Source organism: Bartonella pachyuromydis, from assembly GCF_039543065.1.
Classification (GTDB): domain Bacteria; phylum Pseudomonadota; class Alphaproteobacteria; order Rhizobiales; family Rhizobiaceae; genus Bartonella; species Bartonella pachyuromydis.
This window is the reverse complement of record NZ_BAABJA010000001.1, coordinates 91,481-109,481: the sequence shown is the minus strand read 5'-3', so window position 1 is coordinate 109,481 and position 18,001 is coordinate 91,481. Positions and strand designations below refer to the sequence as shown.

Below are 18,001 nucleotides of genomic sequence, written 5' to 3'. Positions count from 1 at the left end.
TTCTGAAGAAATATGGGAGACTAGATGTATATCAAAAATCTCAAAGGGGCTGTTTCTAACAGATTACTTTACAGTGTTTTGTTGTGTTTTTTTATATTATCAGGATGTATGGTTGGCCCTAATTACCGTAAAACATCTTTTCGTGTTCCCGAAAATTGGAGTCAACAGTCTGCTCAGATCTCAGGGCGTATGGTGGCGCTTGCTGGGTGGTGGCGGCGTTTGAATGATCCTGTTTTGAATGCATTAATCAATGAGGCAATTTCGGGAAATAATAATGTTGCTATTGCCAAAGCACGCATTCGCGAGGCACGTGCTAGTTTAGAGCAAACTGTCGGATCTCTTTTGCCAAGTGTGGCAAGTTCATTTTCAGCAACGCGTAGTAAATCTGGCCAACCTGATATTTTTCTGAGTCAACATTTAAATCAATATCATAATAGTTTTGATGCTAGCTGGGAGCTTGATTTTTTTGGTGGACATAAGCGGGCGGTTGAAGCTGCACGTTATAGTTTTGAAGCGACTGTGGAAGATATGCGTGATACCATGGTAGTGCTTTTGGGGGATGTGGCAACGAATTATGTTCAAGTACGTGGTTGGCAACAAAAGTTGTTAATTGTGCGGCAAATTGCTTCGTCACAGCGTAAAACATACGAATTAATACGAAGCAAATTAATGGCTGGTGATGCTTCAGAACTTGATGTTTCAAATGCAGAGGCACAAGTAGCTAATACAGAAGCAGATATATCGCAGATGGAAGCGAGTTTGGCTATGAGTATTCATCGCCTTTCCGTTTTAACCGGTCGTGTGCCTACAGCTTTGCGAGATCTTTTGCAAAAAAATGCGAAACATGCAACAATTCCACAACCAAAATGGCCAATACCAGCAGGAATTCCAGCGGATATTTTGTTAACACGTCCAGACTTACGACGGGCTGAGCGTCAATATGCACAAGCAACAGCTAGGATTGGTCAACGGCAAGCAGATCTCTACCCATCATTTACTTTAACTGGTAGTATTTCGACAGCAGCAGAGACAATTCATAAACTGTGGAATGCTTCAACGATTGGTTGGTCTTTTGGACCAGGACTTCGTTTGCCTTTGTTTAATGGAGGGCAGATCATGGCTTCTGTGGCGGTTGCACGTGCACAGCGTGATCAGGCTTTTGTTACGTATCGGGCTGCTGTATTGGCAGCTTTAGAAGATGTGGAAAATGCGTTGGTAAGATTAACAAAAGAACATCAGCGTCTGGAAAAGCTTATTATTGCAAATAAGGCTTCTTGGCATTCTTTACAACTTTCACGCAGCCTGTTTGAAAATGGAAATACGAGCTTCCTTGAATTGTTAAATGCTAATCGCTCTTATTATTCTGCGCAAATGGCACTTAAGGATAGCCGTATTACTTTGGTTACTCAATATATTGCGCTGATGAAGGCGTTGGGTGGGGGCTGGGACGGTGTTGTTGATGCCTCACATCCAGAGGTTGTTGATGATGCACCACGTTCGCGCACAAAGGTAGGGAAATGAAAAAAAATTTCATTAAAAATTTTATTATAAAACGTAAAAAACTGTCTTTCTTTTTAACTATTTTATTCCTTATCATCGTATTCTGGCTGCGTTCTGTTTTTTTTGGAACATCAACACCGGTTTATATGACAGCAGTGGTGAAGCGTGGTGATATCGAGGAAAGTGTTTTGGCTTCTGGTCTTGTACGTCCTTATCGCTTGGTGGCTGTTGGTGCGCGTGCAACGGGGCGTGTGGTGTCTATGCATGTTGTCCCTGGAAGTGTTGTTAAAGAAGGCGATCTTTTGGCGGAAATTGATCCTACAGATCAGGAAAATGATCTGAAAAGAAAAAAGGCAGCATTATCTCACTATTATGCGAATTTAGTGGAACAAGAAGCTTACCTTTCCCTTGCACAGAAAAATTTAGAGCGTCAAAAAGAAATGATCAAGTCACGCGCGACTTCTCGGGCAAATCTCGACGATGCTACAACACAAGTGAAAATACGCGAGGCGCAAATCGCTCAGCTTCGTCAGCAAATTGTACAAGCACAAATCGATGTAGACAGTGCAGAGGTCAATTTGGGCTATACACGAGTGACTGCTCCTTCAGCTGGAACAGTGTTAGCAACCGTTGTGGAGGAAGGGCAAAATGTTAATGCAGTTCAATCGGCACCAACGATTGTTATTTTAGGTGATTTGTCAAAAATGACAATTAAAGCACAAATTTCAGAAGCCGATATTCTTAAAGTTCAGGCTGGACAGCCTCTGTATTTTACGGTTTTGGGTAATTCACAACGTCGTTATGAGGGAATTCTAGAAAGAGTAGATCCGGCTCCTGAAGAAATTCGTGCTGATGTGAGTATTAATCCTGGTATGGTGGGAGGATCAAGTGCTCTCATATCATCAGCTATCTATTATAATGGGGTTGTACATGTGGATAATGCTGACAATTTTTTGCGGACTTATATGACGGCACAAGTTCATATTATCTTAGGGCGAGCTCAAAATGTTTTGTTGGTTCCAAGTGATGCTTTGCGTGATGAAACAAAAGAACGTACAGCATGGGTTTCTGTTTTGGAAGAGAAAGATAGAGTGGTGGCAAAACAAGTAACCATCGGGCTGAATAATAAAGTGATGGCAGAGATTGTTTCAGGACTTAAGGAGGGGGATGTGGTTATCACAGGTTCGCGTGATGGAGTGATGCCCAATATTCCTCATGAACATAATGAAGATGAGAGCTAAAGCATGAAAGAAGAGCAAGCAGAAGCTGTCCTCATTTTGGAAAATGTTGTGCGCAAATTTCCTGCTGGTGAGACATTTGTCACTGTTTTGAAAAATATTAATCTTACCATTAAGCGTGGTGAAATGGTGGCGATTGTGGGCGCTTCCGGTTCAGGAAAATCCACCTTGATGAATATTTTGGGCTGTCTTGATCGACCAAGTTCTGGTCGTTATTGGATTTCCGGCAAAGAAACAGCCATTCTTTCTGCTGATGAATTGTCTGCTTTGCGGCGCAATCATTTTGGATTTATTTTCCAGCGCTATCATTTGCTGAATGAATTAACGGCGCTTGGCAATGTTGAAATTCCAGCTATTTATGCAGGATGTGCACCAAGTTTAAGAAAAAAACGTGCGGGCGAGCTTTTAACACGCTTAGGCATGGAAGATCGAATAAATCATCGTCCAAATCAACTTTCAGGTGGTCAGCAACAACGTGTTTCTATTGCCCGTGCCCTGATGAATAATGCAGAGGTTATTCTTGCTGATGAGCCAACCGGTGCACTCGATAAACAGAGTGGTCAAGAAGTGTTGCGTATTTTGGACGAGCTTCATCAAGAAGGTCGCACCATTATCATCGTAACCCATGATATGCAGATAGCGGAAAGAGCAGAGCGTATTATCGAAATTAGTGATGGAGAAATTGTTGCTGACCATGTGTCAAAGAGAGCAAAAACAAAAATAAATACCCAACATCTTCAGGAAAAACAAAACTTAAAAGAGCAAAAACCCCTAGGTTTTTTTCGTTCTTTTGCTGAACGATTTCGTGAGGCATTTGTTATGGCGCTGTTGGCAATGAATGCTCACCGAATGCGAACTTTTTTAACAATGCTTGGAGTAATTATCGGTATTGGCGCGATTATTGCTATGGTGGCTTTGGGAAATGGTACGCGGGAAAAAATTATGGACAATTTTAAAAGTTTGGGATCCAATACATTAACAATTTTGCCGGGAAAAAGCCTTTCTGATCCACAAGCAGATAAAATAACAAGTTTGGTGGAAGCGGATGCGGAAGCTTTCTCTGGATTACCTTATATTGCTGGTGTAACACCTCAACTTTCAGCAAGCTCTATTGTACGTTCTGGTGCCGTTAAAGCCAATGCTGTCATTGCTGGTGTGGGAGAACAATATTTTGAGACACAAGGACTTAAAGCTATTCAAGGGAGATTGTTTGATCAGAAAAGTGTGCATGAGAGAGCCGTTGATCTCGTGATCGAAAAAGAAGCAATTGCTGTGCTTTTTCCTCATAGCCATGAGAGTCCCATTGGAAAAGTCATTCATTTGGCTAATGTTCCTGTGCGTATTATTGGGGTGGTTGATCCGCAACATATGGGAGGAGGCATTTCAAGTACGTTGCAGGTTTATTTACCCTATACGACAGTGCAAACGCGTTTTCTTGGAACAACACAGGTTCGCGCAATTACGGTTAAAATTGCCGATAATGTCGATTCACATCTAGCAGAAAAGATGGTGAAACGTTTTCTTACTATGCGCCATGGTGGAGAGGATTTCTTCATTAGAAATTCAGAGTTCTTTCGTGAGCGTATCATGGAAAGTACGCATATCTTAACACTCTTAGTCTCTTCTATTGCCGCTATCTCATTGATTGTGGGTGGTATTGGAGTGATGAATATTATGCTGGTTACTGTTTCAGAGCGGATTAATGAAATTGGAGTGCGTATGGCAGTGGGCGCGCGCCAAAGTGATATTTTGCAGCAATTTCTCATTGAAGCAGTTTTGGTTTGTGTCATTGGAGGTGGTTTGGGAATCCTCTTTGGGCTTTCTGTCGGTGGTTTGTTCTTGCTCTTTAAAGCACCTATCCACTTGGTTTACACACTTGATTCAATCCTCATATCTCTTACTTTTTCAACTCTTATTGGGATATGTTTTGGTTTTTCACCTGCGCGGCAAGCTTCACGTCTTGACCCTGTTGTTGCTCTCTCACGGGATTAAGTTTTAGCAATTATTGCAGACATAGTCGTGGCGCGTTCATATGGAAAAAATATTCAAGGGTATAAATAAAAGGCGTTAGGGAGGATGAGTATTTGTGTTAAGAAAATGATCAGTATGAGAAGAATATTTTGCTTTCGCGTTTGATCAAGTAGCTCTTAATTGAGGTATGGTTGTTGCTACGCTGTTCGTTTGGATGAAATACTCATGGGAGAAGCATTTGAGTAAAAGGGGTATGGGTGGGCAAAATATTTTTTTGAGTCTTTTCGAGCGGTTCTGTGGCGGATGATATACTGGTAGAAAAGAGCAAAAAATGGCTTGTAGAATGGTGTGCAGATTGGTTTTCTGTTTTTGCTTTGCACAATATTTATTCAGTATGGTTAGATGCATTTTAAAAAGCATAGAGTTATTCAAGAAATCACTAATTTTATACTGTAAATTATTTTTGTTAAAAATATATAGCCAATGGGCATATAAATTTTATATGTTAATGCATAAAATGAGTAGGATTTTGATCTTGAAGAGAAAATTCCACTCTTTTACTGATAAGTAAAATTTTCTCAATTTATTCTGTGGCGATTGATGTTCCATTCTTAATAATAAGTAGATGTAGTCTAAAGTTTTGGTAGACATTGACGGATCTATTTAGATTCGATAATTGAAAGTGTTCTTAATGGGGGGGAAACATGACGACGCTACAGTTGCTTTTGCAAGAATATCGTGATGAAGCGCGTACCAAACGAGATAAGGGGACCTATTTTGAGCGTTTTGCTCTTGCTTATCTGACACATGATCCTCTCCAATTTGATCAGTATGAGAAGGTTCAAACCTTTAAAGATTGGGCTCATGAAAATGGTTGGGACGGTCGTGATACCGGTATTGATCTTGTGGCAAAGCTTCGTCATGAAGATGGTTTTGCGGCAATCCAATGTAAATTTTATGACGCAGCCTATCGGATCAAAAAAGTAGATATTGATAGTTTTATTTCAGCATCAGGGAAAAAACCTTTCAAGCGGCGTGTGATTATAGACAGTACTATAACGGCTTGGACTGACAATGCGCTAACAATGATACGGGGGCAGGATATTCCTGTTACACGAATTGGTCTTTCCAATATGCAAGAGAGCCCGATCCGTTGGGAGATTTTTGCAGCCAAAGGCAAAATTGTGCTGGAGGATAAAAAAACACTGCGTACACATCAGCTGGAAGCATTACGTTTTGTGCGGGCTGGACTTGCTGAGGCTGATCGTGGCAAGCTCATTATGGCTTGTGGTACCGGTAAGACATTTACCAGTCTTAAGATTGCTGAGGTTTTGGCCGGTGAAGGAAAGTTTGTTTTGTTTCTTGTGCCCTCTTTGGCGTTGATGTCACAGACGGTTCGGGAGTGGACAACGGATGCTGAAATCGGCTTGCGTTCCTTTGCGGTCTGTTCCGATACACAAGTGGGAAAGCGTCGTAAAAATACGCATGATATTGCTGAAATTGATGTGTTTGATCTTGCTTTTCCGGCGACAACCGATGCCGCGAAACTTGCAGAACAGGCAAAGAAGAGTGTTGCAGATAAAATGACCGTGGTGTTTGCTACCTATCAATCTCTTCAGGTGATTGCGGATGCCCAGAAAAACTATGGTTTTCCAACCTTTGATCTTATTATTTGCGATGAGGCACACCGTACAACAGGGGCAACGCTGGTGGGCGAGGATGAATCCAATTTTGTTAAGGTGCATTCCAATGATATTATTCGCGCTAAAAAACGTCTTTATATGACAGCAACACCACGCATTTTTGGTGATAACGCAAAAAGTCGCGCACATGAGGTGAATGCCGTTCTTGCTTCGATGGATGATGAAAAGCTGTTTGGCAAAATACTTTTTTATCGGGGTTTTTCATGGGCCGTGCAAAATAACCTTTTAACGGACTATAAGGTTATTGTTTTAGCAATGGATGAAAAACTGGTGAGCTCCGCTGTTCAAAAGCGTCTTAGTGATGACAATTCTGAGCTTGTTTTGGATGATGCCACGAAAATTATCGGCTGTTATAAGGCGCTGACAAAACAGGATATGAAGGCTGATGTTGGTACGGATTTCTATCCCATGCATCGTGCTTTGGCATTTTGTAAAACTATTCAAAGTTCTAAAATAGTTCGTGATGAATTTTCAGCGGTTGTTAAGGAGTATCTTGAGTATACGAAAGGGAACATCAAAAACGAGCCATTTCTAAAATGTGAAGTGGAACATGTTGATGGCACTTTTAATGCCAAGGACCGTGGTGCTCTTCTCGATTGGTTGAAGGCTGAGAGCGGGGATGATGTTTGTCGTATTTTGACCAATGCCCGTTGTTTATCTGAGGGGGTGGATGTTCCAGCTCTTGATGCCATCATGTTTTTAAATCCACGCAAGAGTCAGATTGATGTTGTGCAAGCGGTGGGGCGGGTGATGCGTCGCTCTGAGGGTAAAAAGATGGGCTATATCATTTTGCCCATTGGCATTCCCCCTGATACCACAGCAGAACAGGCTTTGAATAACAATGATAAATATCAGGTTGTTTGGCAAATTTTAAATGCTTTGCGTGCGCATGATGATCGTTTTGATGCGACGATTAATAAGGCATCGCTGGGGCAAGATGTCAGCAGTAAGATTGAGATTATTGGGGTTACTCAGAGTACAGAGTTAAAAGCGGTTACGGCTATTGTAGATCATCTTCCTATACGAGCACAGCCCGCACGATCGGGCATTGGAATACCAGTGCGTGATTCTCTTTTTATAGATGAGATCCAAGGGCAATTTTCTTTCTCTGTAGATGAACTTTCGCGTGCGATCATGGCAAAGATTGTCAAAAAATGCGGTACGCGTGATTATTGGGAAGATTGGGCGAGCAATATTGCGGAAATTGCTAAGAATCATATCACGCGCTTAACAGCTATTCTCGCTGTACCAGATACTAAGGCCCGTCAAGCCTTTGACAGGTTTTTAGCAGAATTGCATGATGGCTTAAACGATACCATCACAGAGACTGATGCGGTTGAGATGTTGGCTCAACATATCATTACGCGTCCTGTTTTTCAGGTGTTGTTTGAAGGTTATCAATTTACGCGTGAGAACCCTGTTTCGCGTGCTATGCAATGTATGCTTGATGTGCTTGATGCAGCAAATCTTGATAAGGAATCCAAAGATCTTGAGAAATTTTACGCAAGTGTGAAATTACGCGCCAGTGGCATTACCGATCCAAAAGCCAAACAGAGGTTAATTGTAGAGCTTTACGATAAGTTTTTCCGTTATGCTTTTCCACGCACAGTGGAAAAATTGGGCATTGTTTATACTCCCGTTGAGATGGTGGATTTTATTATTCATTCTGTCAATGATATTTTACAGGATGAATTTGGCCAAACACTTGGCTCACCTGGTGTGCACATCATGGATCCCTTCACCGGAACGGGGACTTTTATCACGCGGCTTTTACAATCAGGGCTGATCACACCAGAGGAGATGAAACATAAATTTTGTCATGAAATCCATGCCAATGAAATTGTGCTTTTAGCTTATTACATCGCAGCTATTAATATTGAAACGACCTATCATGGTTTGATGGGGGGCGATTATATCCCGTTTGAGGGAATTTGTCTCACCGATACATTTCAGCTTTATGAGCACAAAAAAGATCTGATGAGCAATTTGCTGGTGGATAACAGCACCCGTCGGTCGCGCCAGAAGGAGCTCGATATTCGTGTTATTATTGGCAATCCCCCTTATTCTTTTGGACAAAAAAGTGAAAACGATAATGCCAAAAATATTGGCTATCCTAAATTGGATCATCGTATCCGTGAAACTTATGCGGCTCAATCTAGTGCGAGCAATTTTAATAGACTTTATGACAGTTACATTCGTGCTATTCGTTGGGCAAGTGATCGCATAAAAGATTGCGGTGTTATTGGTTTTGTAACTGGCTCTGGTTATGTTGAAAAGTTAGCAATGGATGGTCTCAGAAAAAATTTGAGGGAAGAGTTTTCGAGTCTTTATGTTCTCAATCTGCGGGGTGATATTCGTAAAAATATGTTGAGTAAAGGATGTGCTCAAGAAGGGCAAAATGTTTTTGGAAGTGGAAGTATGACAGGAATTGCTGTGACATTGTTTATCAAAAATCCAGATGCTATAGAATCTTGTAAAATTTACTATCATGATATTGGAGATAATCTCACAACAAAAGAGAAGTTACATAAAATTCAGCGATTTGGCAGTGTTGGCGGTATCGCACGCGAACAAGGCTGGCAAATCATTACGCCCGATGAACACGGTGATTGGCTAGATCAGCGCAACAGTGATTTTGAAAAATTTTTAGCCTTGGGTGAAAAGAAAGGCGGAAATAAAAGATTTTTTGAAAATTTTTCTTGTGGTTTAAAAACTAGTCGTGATGCTTGGGCCTATAATGCAAGTCATGAAGATTTAGCTAACAATATGAACAATATGATTGCGTTTTATGACAGTGAAGTCGAGCGTTTTAATATTACGCATCTGCATTCTGATCGCAATGCACGTGCAAATTCTGTGAATGATTTTATCAACGCAGATTCTAGAAAGATCAGTTGGAATTATTCTCTCAAACAAGATTTAGTCAAAGGAAAGTCTTTTAACTTTGAGAGAGATTGTTTAACGCTAAGTCTTTATCGTCCTTTTACAAAGCAGTGGCTCTATTATAATCGTGCTCTTAATGACAGCATTTACCAAATACCGCGTATATTCCCTATAGGAAAAGCCGTTGAAAATAGGATTATACAAGTCACAGGAACAGGAGCAAGGAGTGGTTTTTCTGTTCTTATGACGAAGAATGTGTCTGATTTTAATATGATGGATGGCGGTAGTCAATGTTTTCCACGGTATGTTTATGAAGATGCTGAGTCTGTAGAAGATGAAAAGGAAGATCAGGGCCATTTGTTTGCAAATTTTGCAAAGGAAAGAAAAAAAGCTGGTTTAGAGCGGCGTGATGCACTCACGGATGAAGGATTAGCCTATTTTAAAGCAGCTTATCCTAGTGAAATGATTACAAAGGATGATTTGTTTTATTATATTTATGGAATCTTGCATTCTGAGGATTATCGTGCGCGTTATACACATAATCTGTCTAAACAATTACCACGGATTCCAACAGTCAAAAAGGTGGAGGATTTTTGGACTTTTGTGACAGCAGGGCGAAAGCTTGGTGATTTGCATATGAATTATGAAGAGGTTGAGCCCTATCCTGTTACCTATAAGCAGGGTGATCCAAGTACTTGGATGATTGATGATGCGGTGCGTTTTTACCGTGTTAAAGCGATGAAATTTGCTGGTAAGCGCGGTGCTATTGACAAAAGTAGTGTGGTTTATAATACAAATATTACCATGCAGAATATTCCTCTTGAAGCTTATGATTATGTGGTGAGTGGCAAGCCTGCTCTTGAATGGGTGATGGAGCGGCAGATAGTCAAAACCGATAAAGCAAGCGGCATTGTTAATGATGCCAATCGCTATGCTGTTGAGACTGTGGGCAATCCTGCTTATCCACTAGAATTGTTTCAGCGGGTTATCACGGTGAGTTTAGAAACCATGAAAATTGTGCGCAGCCTGCCAAAATTGGAAGTGCGAGAAACTGAAAATATTCAGTGATCTATTGTGCCGTAAAACAGTGTCAAGGCAGTGATAAAATACCATTGTTGAGGGCGGTGATGGAGGGCCGCTAAAACTTTATATGAGGTATTTTTTAGCCTTGTGGTTAGCATCATGAAACGCTGTTCTTTGAGGTGTAGTGCTATTTTATGCACGAGGTTTTTGTGAGAATGTGTGGTGAATTCTCAGATTAATACGTAGGGATTCTCGTCGTAAGCATTTTTAGAGTGAAGCAATCAAAATTATTTCTTCGCATGTCAAAAGTGGGGTTAGTGTTTTCTTGTTTAGGAAAGGCAAAAATGCCTTTTATGCTCTATTATAGGCATTATAATTTGAGAATGTGGCTTGCACTTTTATGGAACGTAAGTTGGGTTTTATAGCAGTATAAGGGTTATGATTTTCTCAGGGACATGCGTCGAGTGTGCCGTGCAATGAGCTTGGGGATGTCTTGAGAGATCTCCTTCTAATATAAGATTATGAATTATATAATACAAGTGTATGTTGTTTGGGGCATTCTGCTGTGTATGAGGGTATCGTTTGCTTACTAAGTCTGATGGCGTGAATTGTGTGAGTGGTTAGCGGATGAAATCTATGAGATAAGAAGCCGGATTGTTTATAAACAAGAGGGTGTTTTTCAGGGTGTGGAGGAAGCCAATTTAAGCTATCTTAGAATGAATTAAAACTCTTCCTTTGCCTATTACAAGCGATATTGCGTTTGGATATTGGAGATAAAAAAGTACTTTGTTATGAATGTTTTCTCAAGTGCCTGTTATGACATTTTTGTTGGTAAAGATGATTTGGTAAAGAGCGATGGTGCTGCTTATGGCAAGATTTTCAAAAAAACAAAGTGAAAAGCTTAAAATGCCGTTCTTATATAAACTTGAATTGTTTTGATATATTGAAAGGCAAGAATACGGATTTGATTGATCTGTTGTATGATGCTTTCATCACCGCTCTTTTTAACAGGATAAGCAATGAAATGAATGTCAGGCATGAGATATTTAAGTTCACGCATTGAGCGCCACATGTGATAATCATGGGTGACGATATAAAGGGTTTTATAGTGGTGTTTTTTGATCCAAGCAGCGCTTTCTTCCGCATTGCCTTTGGTATTTATGGCTTTGTGGCCGATATCAACACAACAGGTAAAGAGTTGAGGAGTAATGCGTGTGCTATGCATGAAACTCTTCAGATTGGTGGTTGTGTTTACACCACTGATCAAAAGCCGTGAACCTAGCCCCTTTTGTAAGAGATTAAGCCCTGTCTCTATACGTTTTTCTCCCCCTGTAAGAACAATGATGGCATCTGCTTTTAGCAAAGGATTGGGTGGTTGAAGGCGTTCGGTTTTTTCCGAAAAAATAACAAAACCAATACAGAAAAGTAGAACAATGATTAAAAGCAATAAAGCTGTTGGTGGAAAATAGCGAAACAAGCGGCGCCATAGATTGCCTATGCTATGCTTTTTTACAGACAGTTCTGGGGTGTCTTGCATCAGTGAGTTTGGATTATAGAAATCGTGAATCATAATATTAAAAGAGGCCGTTTTCGCATTGATCAATTTTTCTAAGTTGTGCGAGAATAGTCATGCGATTTGTCAACATGGTAAGAAAAGAAACAAAAAGAATAAGACCTATGATTTTTCCATAAGGAAGAGAACTTATGGAAAGGTGTCCGAATAAGGCCGTGATTTGGCTAGCTTCCACTTTTCCTAAATTATAGTTTGTCCAAAAGGCAAAGACTGTAAACAATAATGCGCTTGTGATACCACCATATAATGCACCACGCAGCGCAGTTTTAAAAAAATGCCAATCAAATTGCCGTGCAATGAAAAGCGTTTCCGTGCCAAGAAAATATAACACATTGATAATATGTGCATTCTCTGCCAATGCATTGCGTGTGGCAAAGATAACTGTGAGTATCAGTGAGCCTAAAACCAATATTAAAATTGCAAAACCAATAAAAATAGTGGTGTGTGCCATGGTGGCAAAACGATTGACCCAAACACGGTGATCATCAAACTGACCACCTGGAATTTGTGTTTTGATTGCTTGACTGATGCCACGAAAATCAATTTCCTCATTCTCTTTCAAGGTTACGATGATAAGGCGGGGAAGGGGTAATTCATTGATATTTAAATTTGTTCCAAGCCATGGTTCAAGCAGTTTTTCAGTGGCTGTTTGGTCAATAATGTTAGCATCTTCTACACTAGGAAATGTTTTAACCAATTTAACCGCATTTTGCAGGTTTTTTTCGATATCAACATTTTCAATAGGGCGTATTTGAATGGTTGCTTCATAACTAATTTGGTTACTCCAACTATACGCTGCATGCTGGATTAAATCGACGCCGATCAAGGTGAGGCTTGAGAGAAATGTCATAATAGCAATCACTGCAACTAATGCTCGTCCAGAAATATTGCTGCTGGGAATAATAGAGGTGGTGTTTTTTTGATTGCTTCTGAAAATAGGGAAAGATTTATTCATGAATCGTCATCCGTCCATTATGGAGAAGCATACGCCGTGCTGCGACTTGTTCCATGAGGGCAATGTCATGGGTGGCAATAACAACAGCTGTGCCAAAACGGTTTAATTCAATAAACAAACGTAACAGACGTTTTGCTAAAGGTGGATCAACATTTCCTGTCGGTTCATCAGCAAGCAAAATTTCAGGTTGATCAATGAGCGCGCGCGCAATTGCTACCCTTTGTTTTTCTCCGCCAGAAAGAACCGGTGGTAAAACATGAATATGATCGCCAAGACCTACCCAACAGAGAAGATCTTCTACTTCACTGCGATATGTTGCTTCTTCTTGTCCTTTAATGCGTAAGGGTAGAGAAACATTTTCATAAGTGGTCATGTGATCAAGAAGGCGAAAGTCTTGAAAAACAACACCAATACGCCTGCGTAGTGCAGGAAGTTCTTGCCGTTTGAGTAATGCTGTATCGTTGCCAAATAAATCAATGTGACCACGCGTTGGTTTAAGCGCCAAAAACATCAGACGCATCAATGATGTTTTCCCTGCTCCAGAGGCGCCAGTGAGAAATTGAAATGAGCCAGCCGGAATATGAAAACTAATATCACGAAGAACTTCTGGGCCCATGCCATAGCGTAAACCAACATTTTCAAAATGAATCACTTTTCGCTACCACCTCTACTATTATATTGTATTACTCTCAGGGCTGTTACTCCTATTGTTTTAGGCTGTTGGTTTGAGATTATACTCCACACCCTCCAATATTTTTCATGCCTTCTTGAGAAATATTGCTGAATATCATTAATTACTATATCTCCTTAATTTTATCTTTATTTATAATTTTAGCAAGAATTCCAAGGTGTTTCTAGCAGAAACATATCAACCGTCATTTTTGTTTTTTGCGATTTAGCATTGATCTTGCTCTGTTGGCGGTTGATAAGGTGTCTTTCATCGCTTGTTCTAGATCGTGCTAAAATTTGCTATGGACAATTTTGAGCTTCATTTGTTATTAATAAAAATGTCTGTTTTCAAAGATATGAAAAATCGCTTCGTTGTTTTTTAACAAAAACACCTTGAGTTATAAGGGTAATTTATTCTTCTTTAATTTTAAGAAAAGCTTTACAGAGAGTATATTGATTGTACACTTTTTACCATGAATATAAACTGTTCTATTTGCCTTTCATAGGGGATGTGTGTGGGGAAAGTTTAAGAAAAGTGTAAAGAGATTTTTTATGAACTCTCTATAAATCAAAAGAGTATTCGTAATATTTTTCCTTGACAAATAGAAGAGTGGCATTGGTTTGGATTTTTACTGGGGGCTTTAGCAGAAAGGCTAAATCCATTTTAGCAAGAAGGCTAAAGCCCACAGGTGGTATTATGCGTTATGCGATCGTTTCTTTATTTTGGCGATTGGCAATAAGATCATCAACAACTTGTGGTTCGGCAAGGGTCGAAGTATCTCCTAGATTGTCAAAATCATTTTCAGCAATTTTGCGTAAAATACGTCTCATAATTTTTCCTGATCGCGTTTTTGGCAATTGAGAGGCAAATTGTATTTTATCCAATATGGCAATGGAGCCTATTTCCTTTCTGACATGCTTTATAAGCTCGTTGTGCAACTCTTCACTTAGGGATGTTCCTTCCATGAGGGTAACAAAACTATAAATTCCTTGCCCCTTAATTGCATGAGGATAACCAACAACAGCGGCTTCTGAAACTGCAGGATGAGAAACAAGTGCTGATTCAATTTCTGCTGTTCCTAGTCTGTGTCCAGAGACATTGAGAATGTCATCAACCCGTCCTGTAATCCAGTAATAGCCATCGCTATCGCGCCTACAACCATCGCCTGTAAAATATGTTCCTTTATAGGTGGAAAAATAGGTTTCAATAAAGCGTTCATGGTCATTATAGAGGGTGCGCATTTGTCCTGGCCATGACTCAATAATACAAAGATACCCTTCTGCTTCACCTTCCAAAATATTTCCTTGCTCGTCGATGATTTGGGGTTGTACTCCAAAAAAAGGACGTGTGACGGAGCCTGCTTTAAGCGGCGTTGCGCCAAGAAGGGGGGTGATCATATGTCCTCCTGTTTCTGTTTGCCACCATGTATCAAGAATAGGACAGTGATTGTTTCCAACTGTATGGTAAAACCATTCCCATGCCTCTGGATTAATCGGTTCGCCTACGGTGCCTAACAGACGCAAGGATGTTCTTTTCGAGCGTTCAACAAATGAATTGCCTGCCCCCATTAAAGCGCGAATAGCCGTTGGTGCGGTGTAGAATGTATTGACTTGGTGTTTATCAACAATTTCCCAGAATCTACCGTTATCAGGAAAAGTTGGTGTGCCTTCAAACATTAAAGTGGTGGCGCCGTTGCATAAGGGACCATAAACTAAGTAAGAATGCCCTGTAATCCAACCAATATCAGAAGTGCACCAGTAAATTTCACCAAGATGATAATCAAAAACATATTTATGGGTCATCGCGGCATAAACAAGATAGCCTGCTGTTGTATGCAAGACACCTTTCGGTTTGCCCGTAGAGCCAGAAGTATAAAGAATAAAAAGGGGATCTTCAGCATTCATTTTTTCTACAGGGCAGTCTGTTTTTGCATGGGGTATTTCCTCATGGTACCAAAAATCTCGTCCTTCTATCCAATTAATGGCGTCGCAGGTACGTCGTATGACCATGACTTGGTTTACATGCACGTTTTGCTGTGCGGCAATCTCAATGGCATGGTCCACATTGTCTTTTAAGTGAATCCGCTTTCCACCACGCAAGCCGTGGTCAGCAGTAATGATGAAGGTTGATTCACAGTCAACAATGCGTTCTGCTATGGCTTCAGGAGAAAAGCCTGCGAAAATCACTGAATGGACAGCGCCAATGCGGGCACAAGCAAGCATGGCATAGGCTGCTTCAGGAATCATGGTTAGGTAAATGGTGACTTTGTCACCTTTTTTGACGCCGTGGTTCTTTAAAATATTGGCAAAACGGCAAACATGTTCATGAAGTTCATTATAGGTTATTTTTTTATCGTGATAAGGATTATCTCCTTCCCAAATCAGGGCAATTTTATCACCATGGGTTTTTAGGTGGCGATCGATGCAATTATAGGCAACATTTGTTATTCCATCTTCGTACCATTGAATCGAGACATCACCATGAAAAGACGTATTTTTTACTTTTGTAAAAGGCTTAAACCATTCAATACATTGACCATGTTTTGCCCAGAAACTTTCTGGATCATTGATGCTTTCCTGATACCATTGTTGATAGGTTTCTTCGTTGATGAGAGCAGTTTTTTTAATATCTTCTGATATTGGATAGATTTTTTCAGACATATGTTCCCTCTTTTTATTTACTATAGAGAAAAATCAGCCCACTATATTTTTTAGGCAAAACTTCCCCGTAAGCTTTTCATTTTGAGAGTAGATTAAATGACAAAAATTAAAATAGTCAATTTTAAAAATTTAATGTGATGATATTGCAGAGAATATTTTATGCTGCTTTGAGGTGCTTCAATGTGGAAAAGTGTATTATATTATAGAACTTTTTATAGATGTATAAAGAAATTAATTTTTTAAAACGGCTTAAAAAAGAGAGATGAAGGCGATTTATCGCTTTGAATGTTTTTTATTTTTATTCTCTTGTTTTGAAAAGAAATATTGTTACGATATTAATATAAACCGAAATATCTGCGCAAAAAATTAGTAATAAATAACATAATAACTGACGTTAATGCCATTAGAATAGACAATCTCCAAGCTACGCCATTGAATATTCTAAAAGAAATGGCAATTATCTAAAAGAAATGGCAATTATAGGAGTCATTATAATGAGCATGAAAAATAGTCTTACAATTTCAGAATAAATATCCATTATAACAAAATCCTTTATATGATACATAATAAGTATCTCTGAAAATTATTTTATCCATAGATATAGATAATTAACTTTAGTGTATTTACAAAGTCATGAACTTCAGAGATATCTTTGCGCTATTCTCTATAAATTAGAACCAACACTCCCAAGCTTTTTGTCCAAAACCCTAAACAGCACCTCCTGCGTATCCCAATGCAAAAGATCCTACTTCACCTGTAAATGCACCCACTTGTCCCCCAGTAATCCAACCTTGTAATGCCCCTACCGATCCTGACGTCACTCCTACTTCCAAGCCATGTGCATTCATGTTAGTTAGTACTACAAGCACTTCCATAAACAGGTGTTGAATCATTTATAGTATAAGTTAAACCTGAGCCAAAATTTCTCATGTTACTCCTCCTTAATTATCTCTATTAAGATAAAATAGTATCATAATGATACACCTCAAATTGCTCTCATGCATTTTAGAGAGGTGTCAAACATAATTTTTAAATTTATCAATAAAAAGAATACTTATATTATTTATACATAGAATTCTTCTTCTTAAGAAGATAAGAATATTATTTATAATAATTTAAATTATAAGCAATAACTGACTGTTTTTGTTAATTTTATTTTAAAATTGGAAAAATTTTACATCTGAAAATTTGCTGTTTTTATCTTGATTTACGAGAATAATAAAGAAATATATTTATATCGTTTTTGAATTCAGTTGCGTTGCTAGTGTTTTGCGGTTGCTTGGTGAATTTCTGTTTTTAGCTGATTGCTGTATGCATCTTACTTTGTTCGGTGTGCAGAAAGCCTCTATGCTCTCTTTATGATTGCGCTCATGCTGGTTTGCATGGCTCTTAGTGCTTTCTTGGGCATTTGAGAGTATTTATTGAATCAAGCGGCTTGCATTGAAATATGGGCGCGGATTAATGCTTTAATCTTCTCTTCGTTTGCTTTACGCTATTGTCACGTGAGGCAATTGTTCATATCTCTTGCAGAAGTTGAGAGAATTGGTGGTTTTAACGAGAATTACCGTGCTATCCGTGCTGAATATTTTGTTTGTTATTATTTCTCTTATGGCTCTCTTTTCGTGTGCATTTCACCTTTCTTATTTCGCTTTAGTTGGGTTGTGGTTGTTTTGGTGGAGTGGTGATGAGAGAGGGTATTTTGCAAAATTTTGTAAAATAGAGCTAATGTGGGATATCAGAGCAAAATTGTAGAATTGTTGTGAGTCCATTCTATGTATTGCAGATATGTTGAAAACAGACCATGGGAGAAGTTTTGAAAAACCAG

Annotated in this window: 10 protein-coding genes; 5 read left to right on the top strand and 5 right to left on the bottom strand. The window is 39.4% G+C overall.

Annotation, left to right across the window (positions count from 1 at the left end):
* Positions 1-24: 24 nt before the first annotated feature.
* The 4 genes from ABD917_RS00480 (at position 25) to ABD917_RS00465 (ending at position 10,363) form a co-directional block, all read left to right on the top strand.
* Positions 25-1,521 (top strand): efflux transporter outer membrane subunit, encoded by a 1,497-nt coding sequence (locus tag ABD917_RS00480; protein ID WP_345118130.1) that lies wholly within the window; start codon positions 25-27, stop codon positions 1,519-1,521.
* On the top strand, positions 1,518-2,741 hold the full coding sequence (locus ABD917_RS00475) for an efflux RND transporter periplasmic adaptor subunit (protein WP_345118129.1): 1,224 nt from the start codon (positions 1,518-1,520) through the stop codon (positions 2,739-2,741). The genes ABD917_RS00480 and ABD917_RS00475 overlap by 4 nt, the downstream gene beginning before the upstream one ends.
* A gap of 3 nt (positions 2,742-2,744) precedes the next feature.
* Positions 2,745-4,730, top strand: a complete 1,986-nt coding sequence (locus ABD917_RS00470; protein WP_345118128.1) for a MacB family efflux pump subunit — start codon at positions 2,745-2,747, stop codon at positions 4,728-4,730.
* Positions 4,731-5,413: 683 nt separating this feature from the next.
* On the top strand, positions 5,414-10,363 hold the full coding sequence (locus tag ABD917_RS00465) for a DEAD/DEAH box helicase (RefSeq protein WP_345118127.1): 4,950 nt from the start codon (positions 5,414-5,416) through the stop codon (positions 10,361-10,363).
* 856 nt (positions 10,364-11,219) lie between these two features.
* Here the strand turns inward: ABD917_RS00465 and ABD917_RS00460 are convergent.
* The 5 genes from ABD917_RS00460 to ABD917_RS00440 form a co-directional block, all read right to left on the bottom strand.
* The gene (locus ABD917_RS00460; RefSeq protein ID WP_345118126.1) at positions 11,220-11,888 is read right to left on the bottom strand and encodes a YdcF family protein; all 669 of its coding nucleotides are present in this window, start codon (positions 11,886-11,888) and stop codon (positions 11,220-11,222) included.
* A gap of 4 nt (positions 11,889-11,892) precedes the next feature.
* Positions 11,893-12,846 carry a cell division protein FtsX gene (locus tag ABD917_RS00455; RefSeq protein ID WP_345118125.1) on the bottom strand — a complete coding sequence of 318 codons (954 nt, stop codon included), beginning with the start codon at positions 12,844-12,846 and terminating at the stop codon, positions 11,893-11,895.
* A complete protein-coding gene (ftsE, locus tag ABD917_RS00450) occupies positions 12,839-13,498 on the bottom strand; it encodes a cell division ATP-binding protein FtsE (RefSeq protein WP_273759201.1) in 660 nt (219 codons plus the stop codon). The genes ABD917_RS00455 and ftsE overlap by 8 nt, the downstream gene beginning before the upstream one ends.
* Positions 13,499-14,217: 719 nt before the next feature.
* Positions 14,218-16,176, bottom strand: a complete 1,959-nt coding sequence (acs, locus tag ABD917_RS00445) for an acetate--CoA ligase (protein WP_345118124.1) — start codon at positions 16,174-16,176, stop codon at positions 14,218-14,220.
* Positions 16,177-16,883: 707 nt separating this feature from the next.
* Positions 16,884-17,024, bottom strand: coding sequence for a hypothetical protein (locus ABD917_RS00440; protein ID WP_345118123.1), 141 nt, complete (start codon positions 17,022-17,024; stop codon positions 16,884-16,886).
* Between the two features lie 573 nt (positions 17,025-17,597).
* Here ABD917_RS00440 and ABD917_RS00435 point away from each other — a divergent pair.
* Positions 17,598-17,861 (top strand): hypothetical protein, encoded by a 264-nt coding sequence (locus tag ABD917_RS00435; RefSeq protein ID WP_345118122.1) that lies wholly within the window; start codon positions 17,598-17,600, stop codon positions 17,859-17,861.
* Positions 17,862-18,001: the final 140 nt, after the last annotated feature.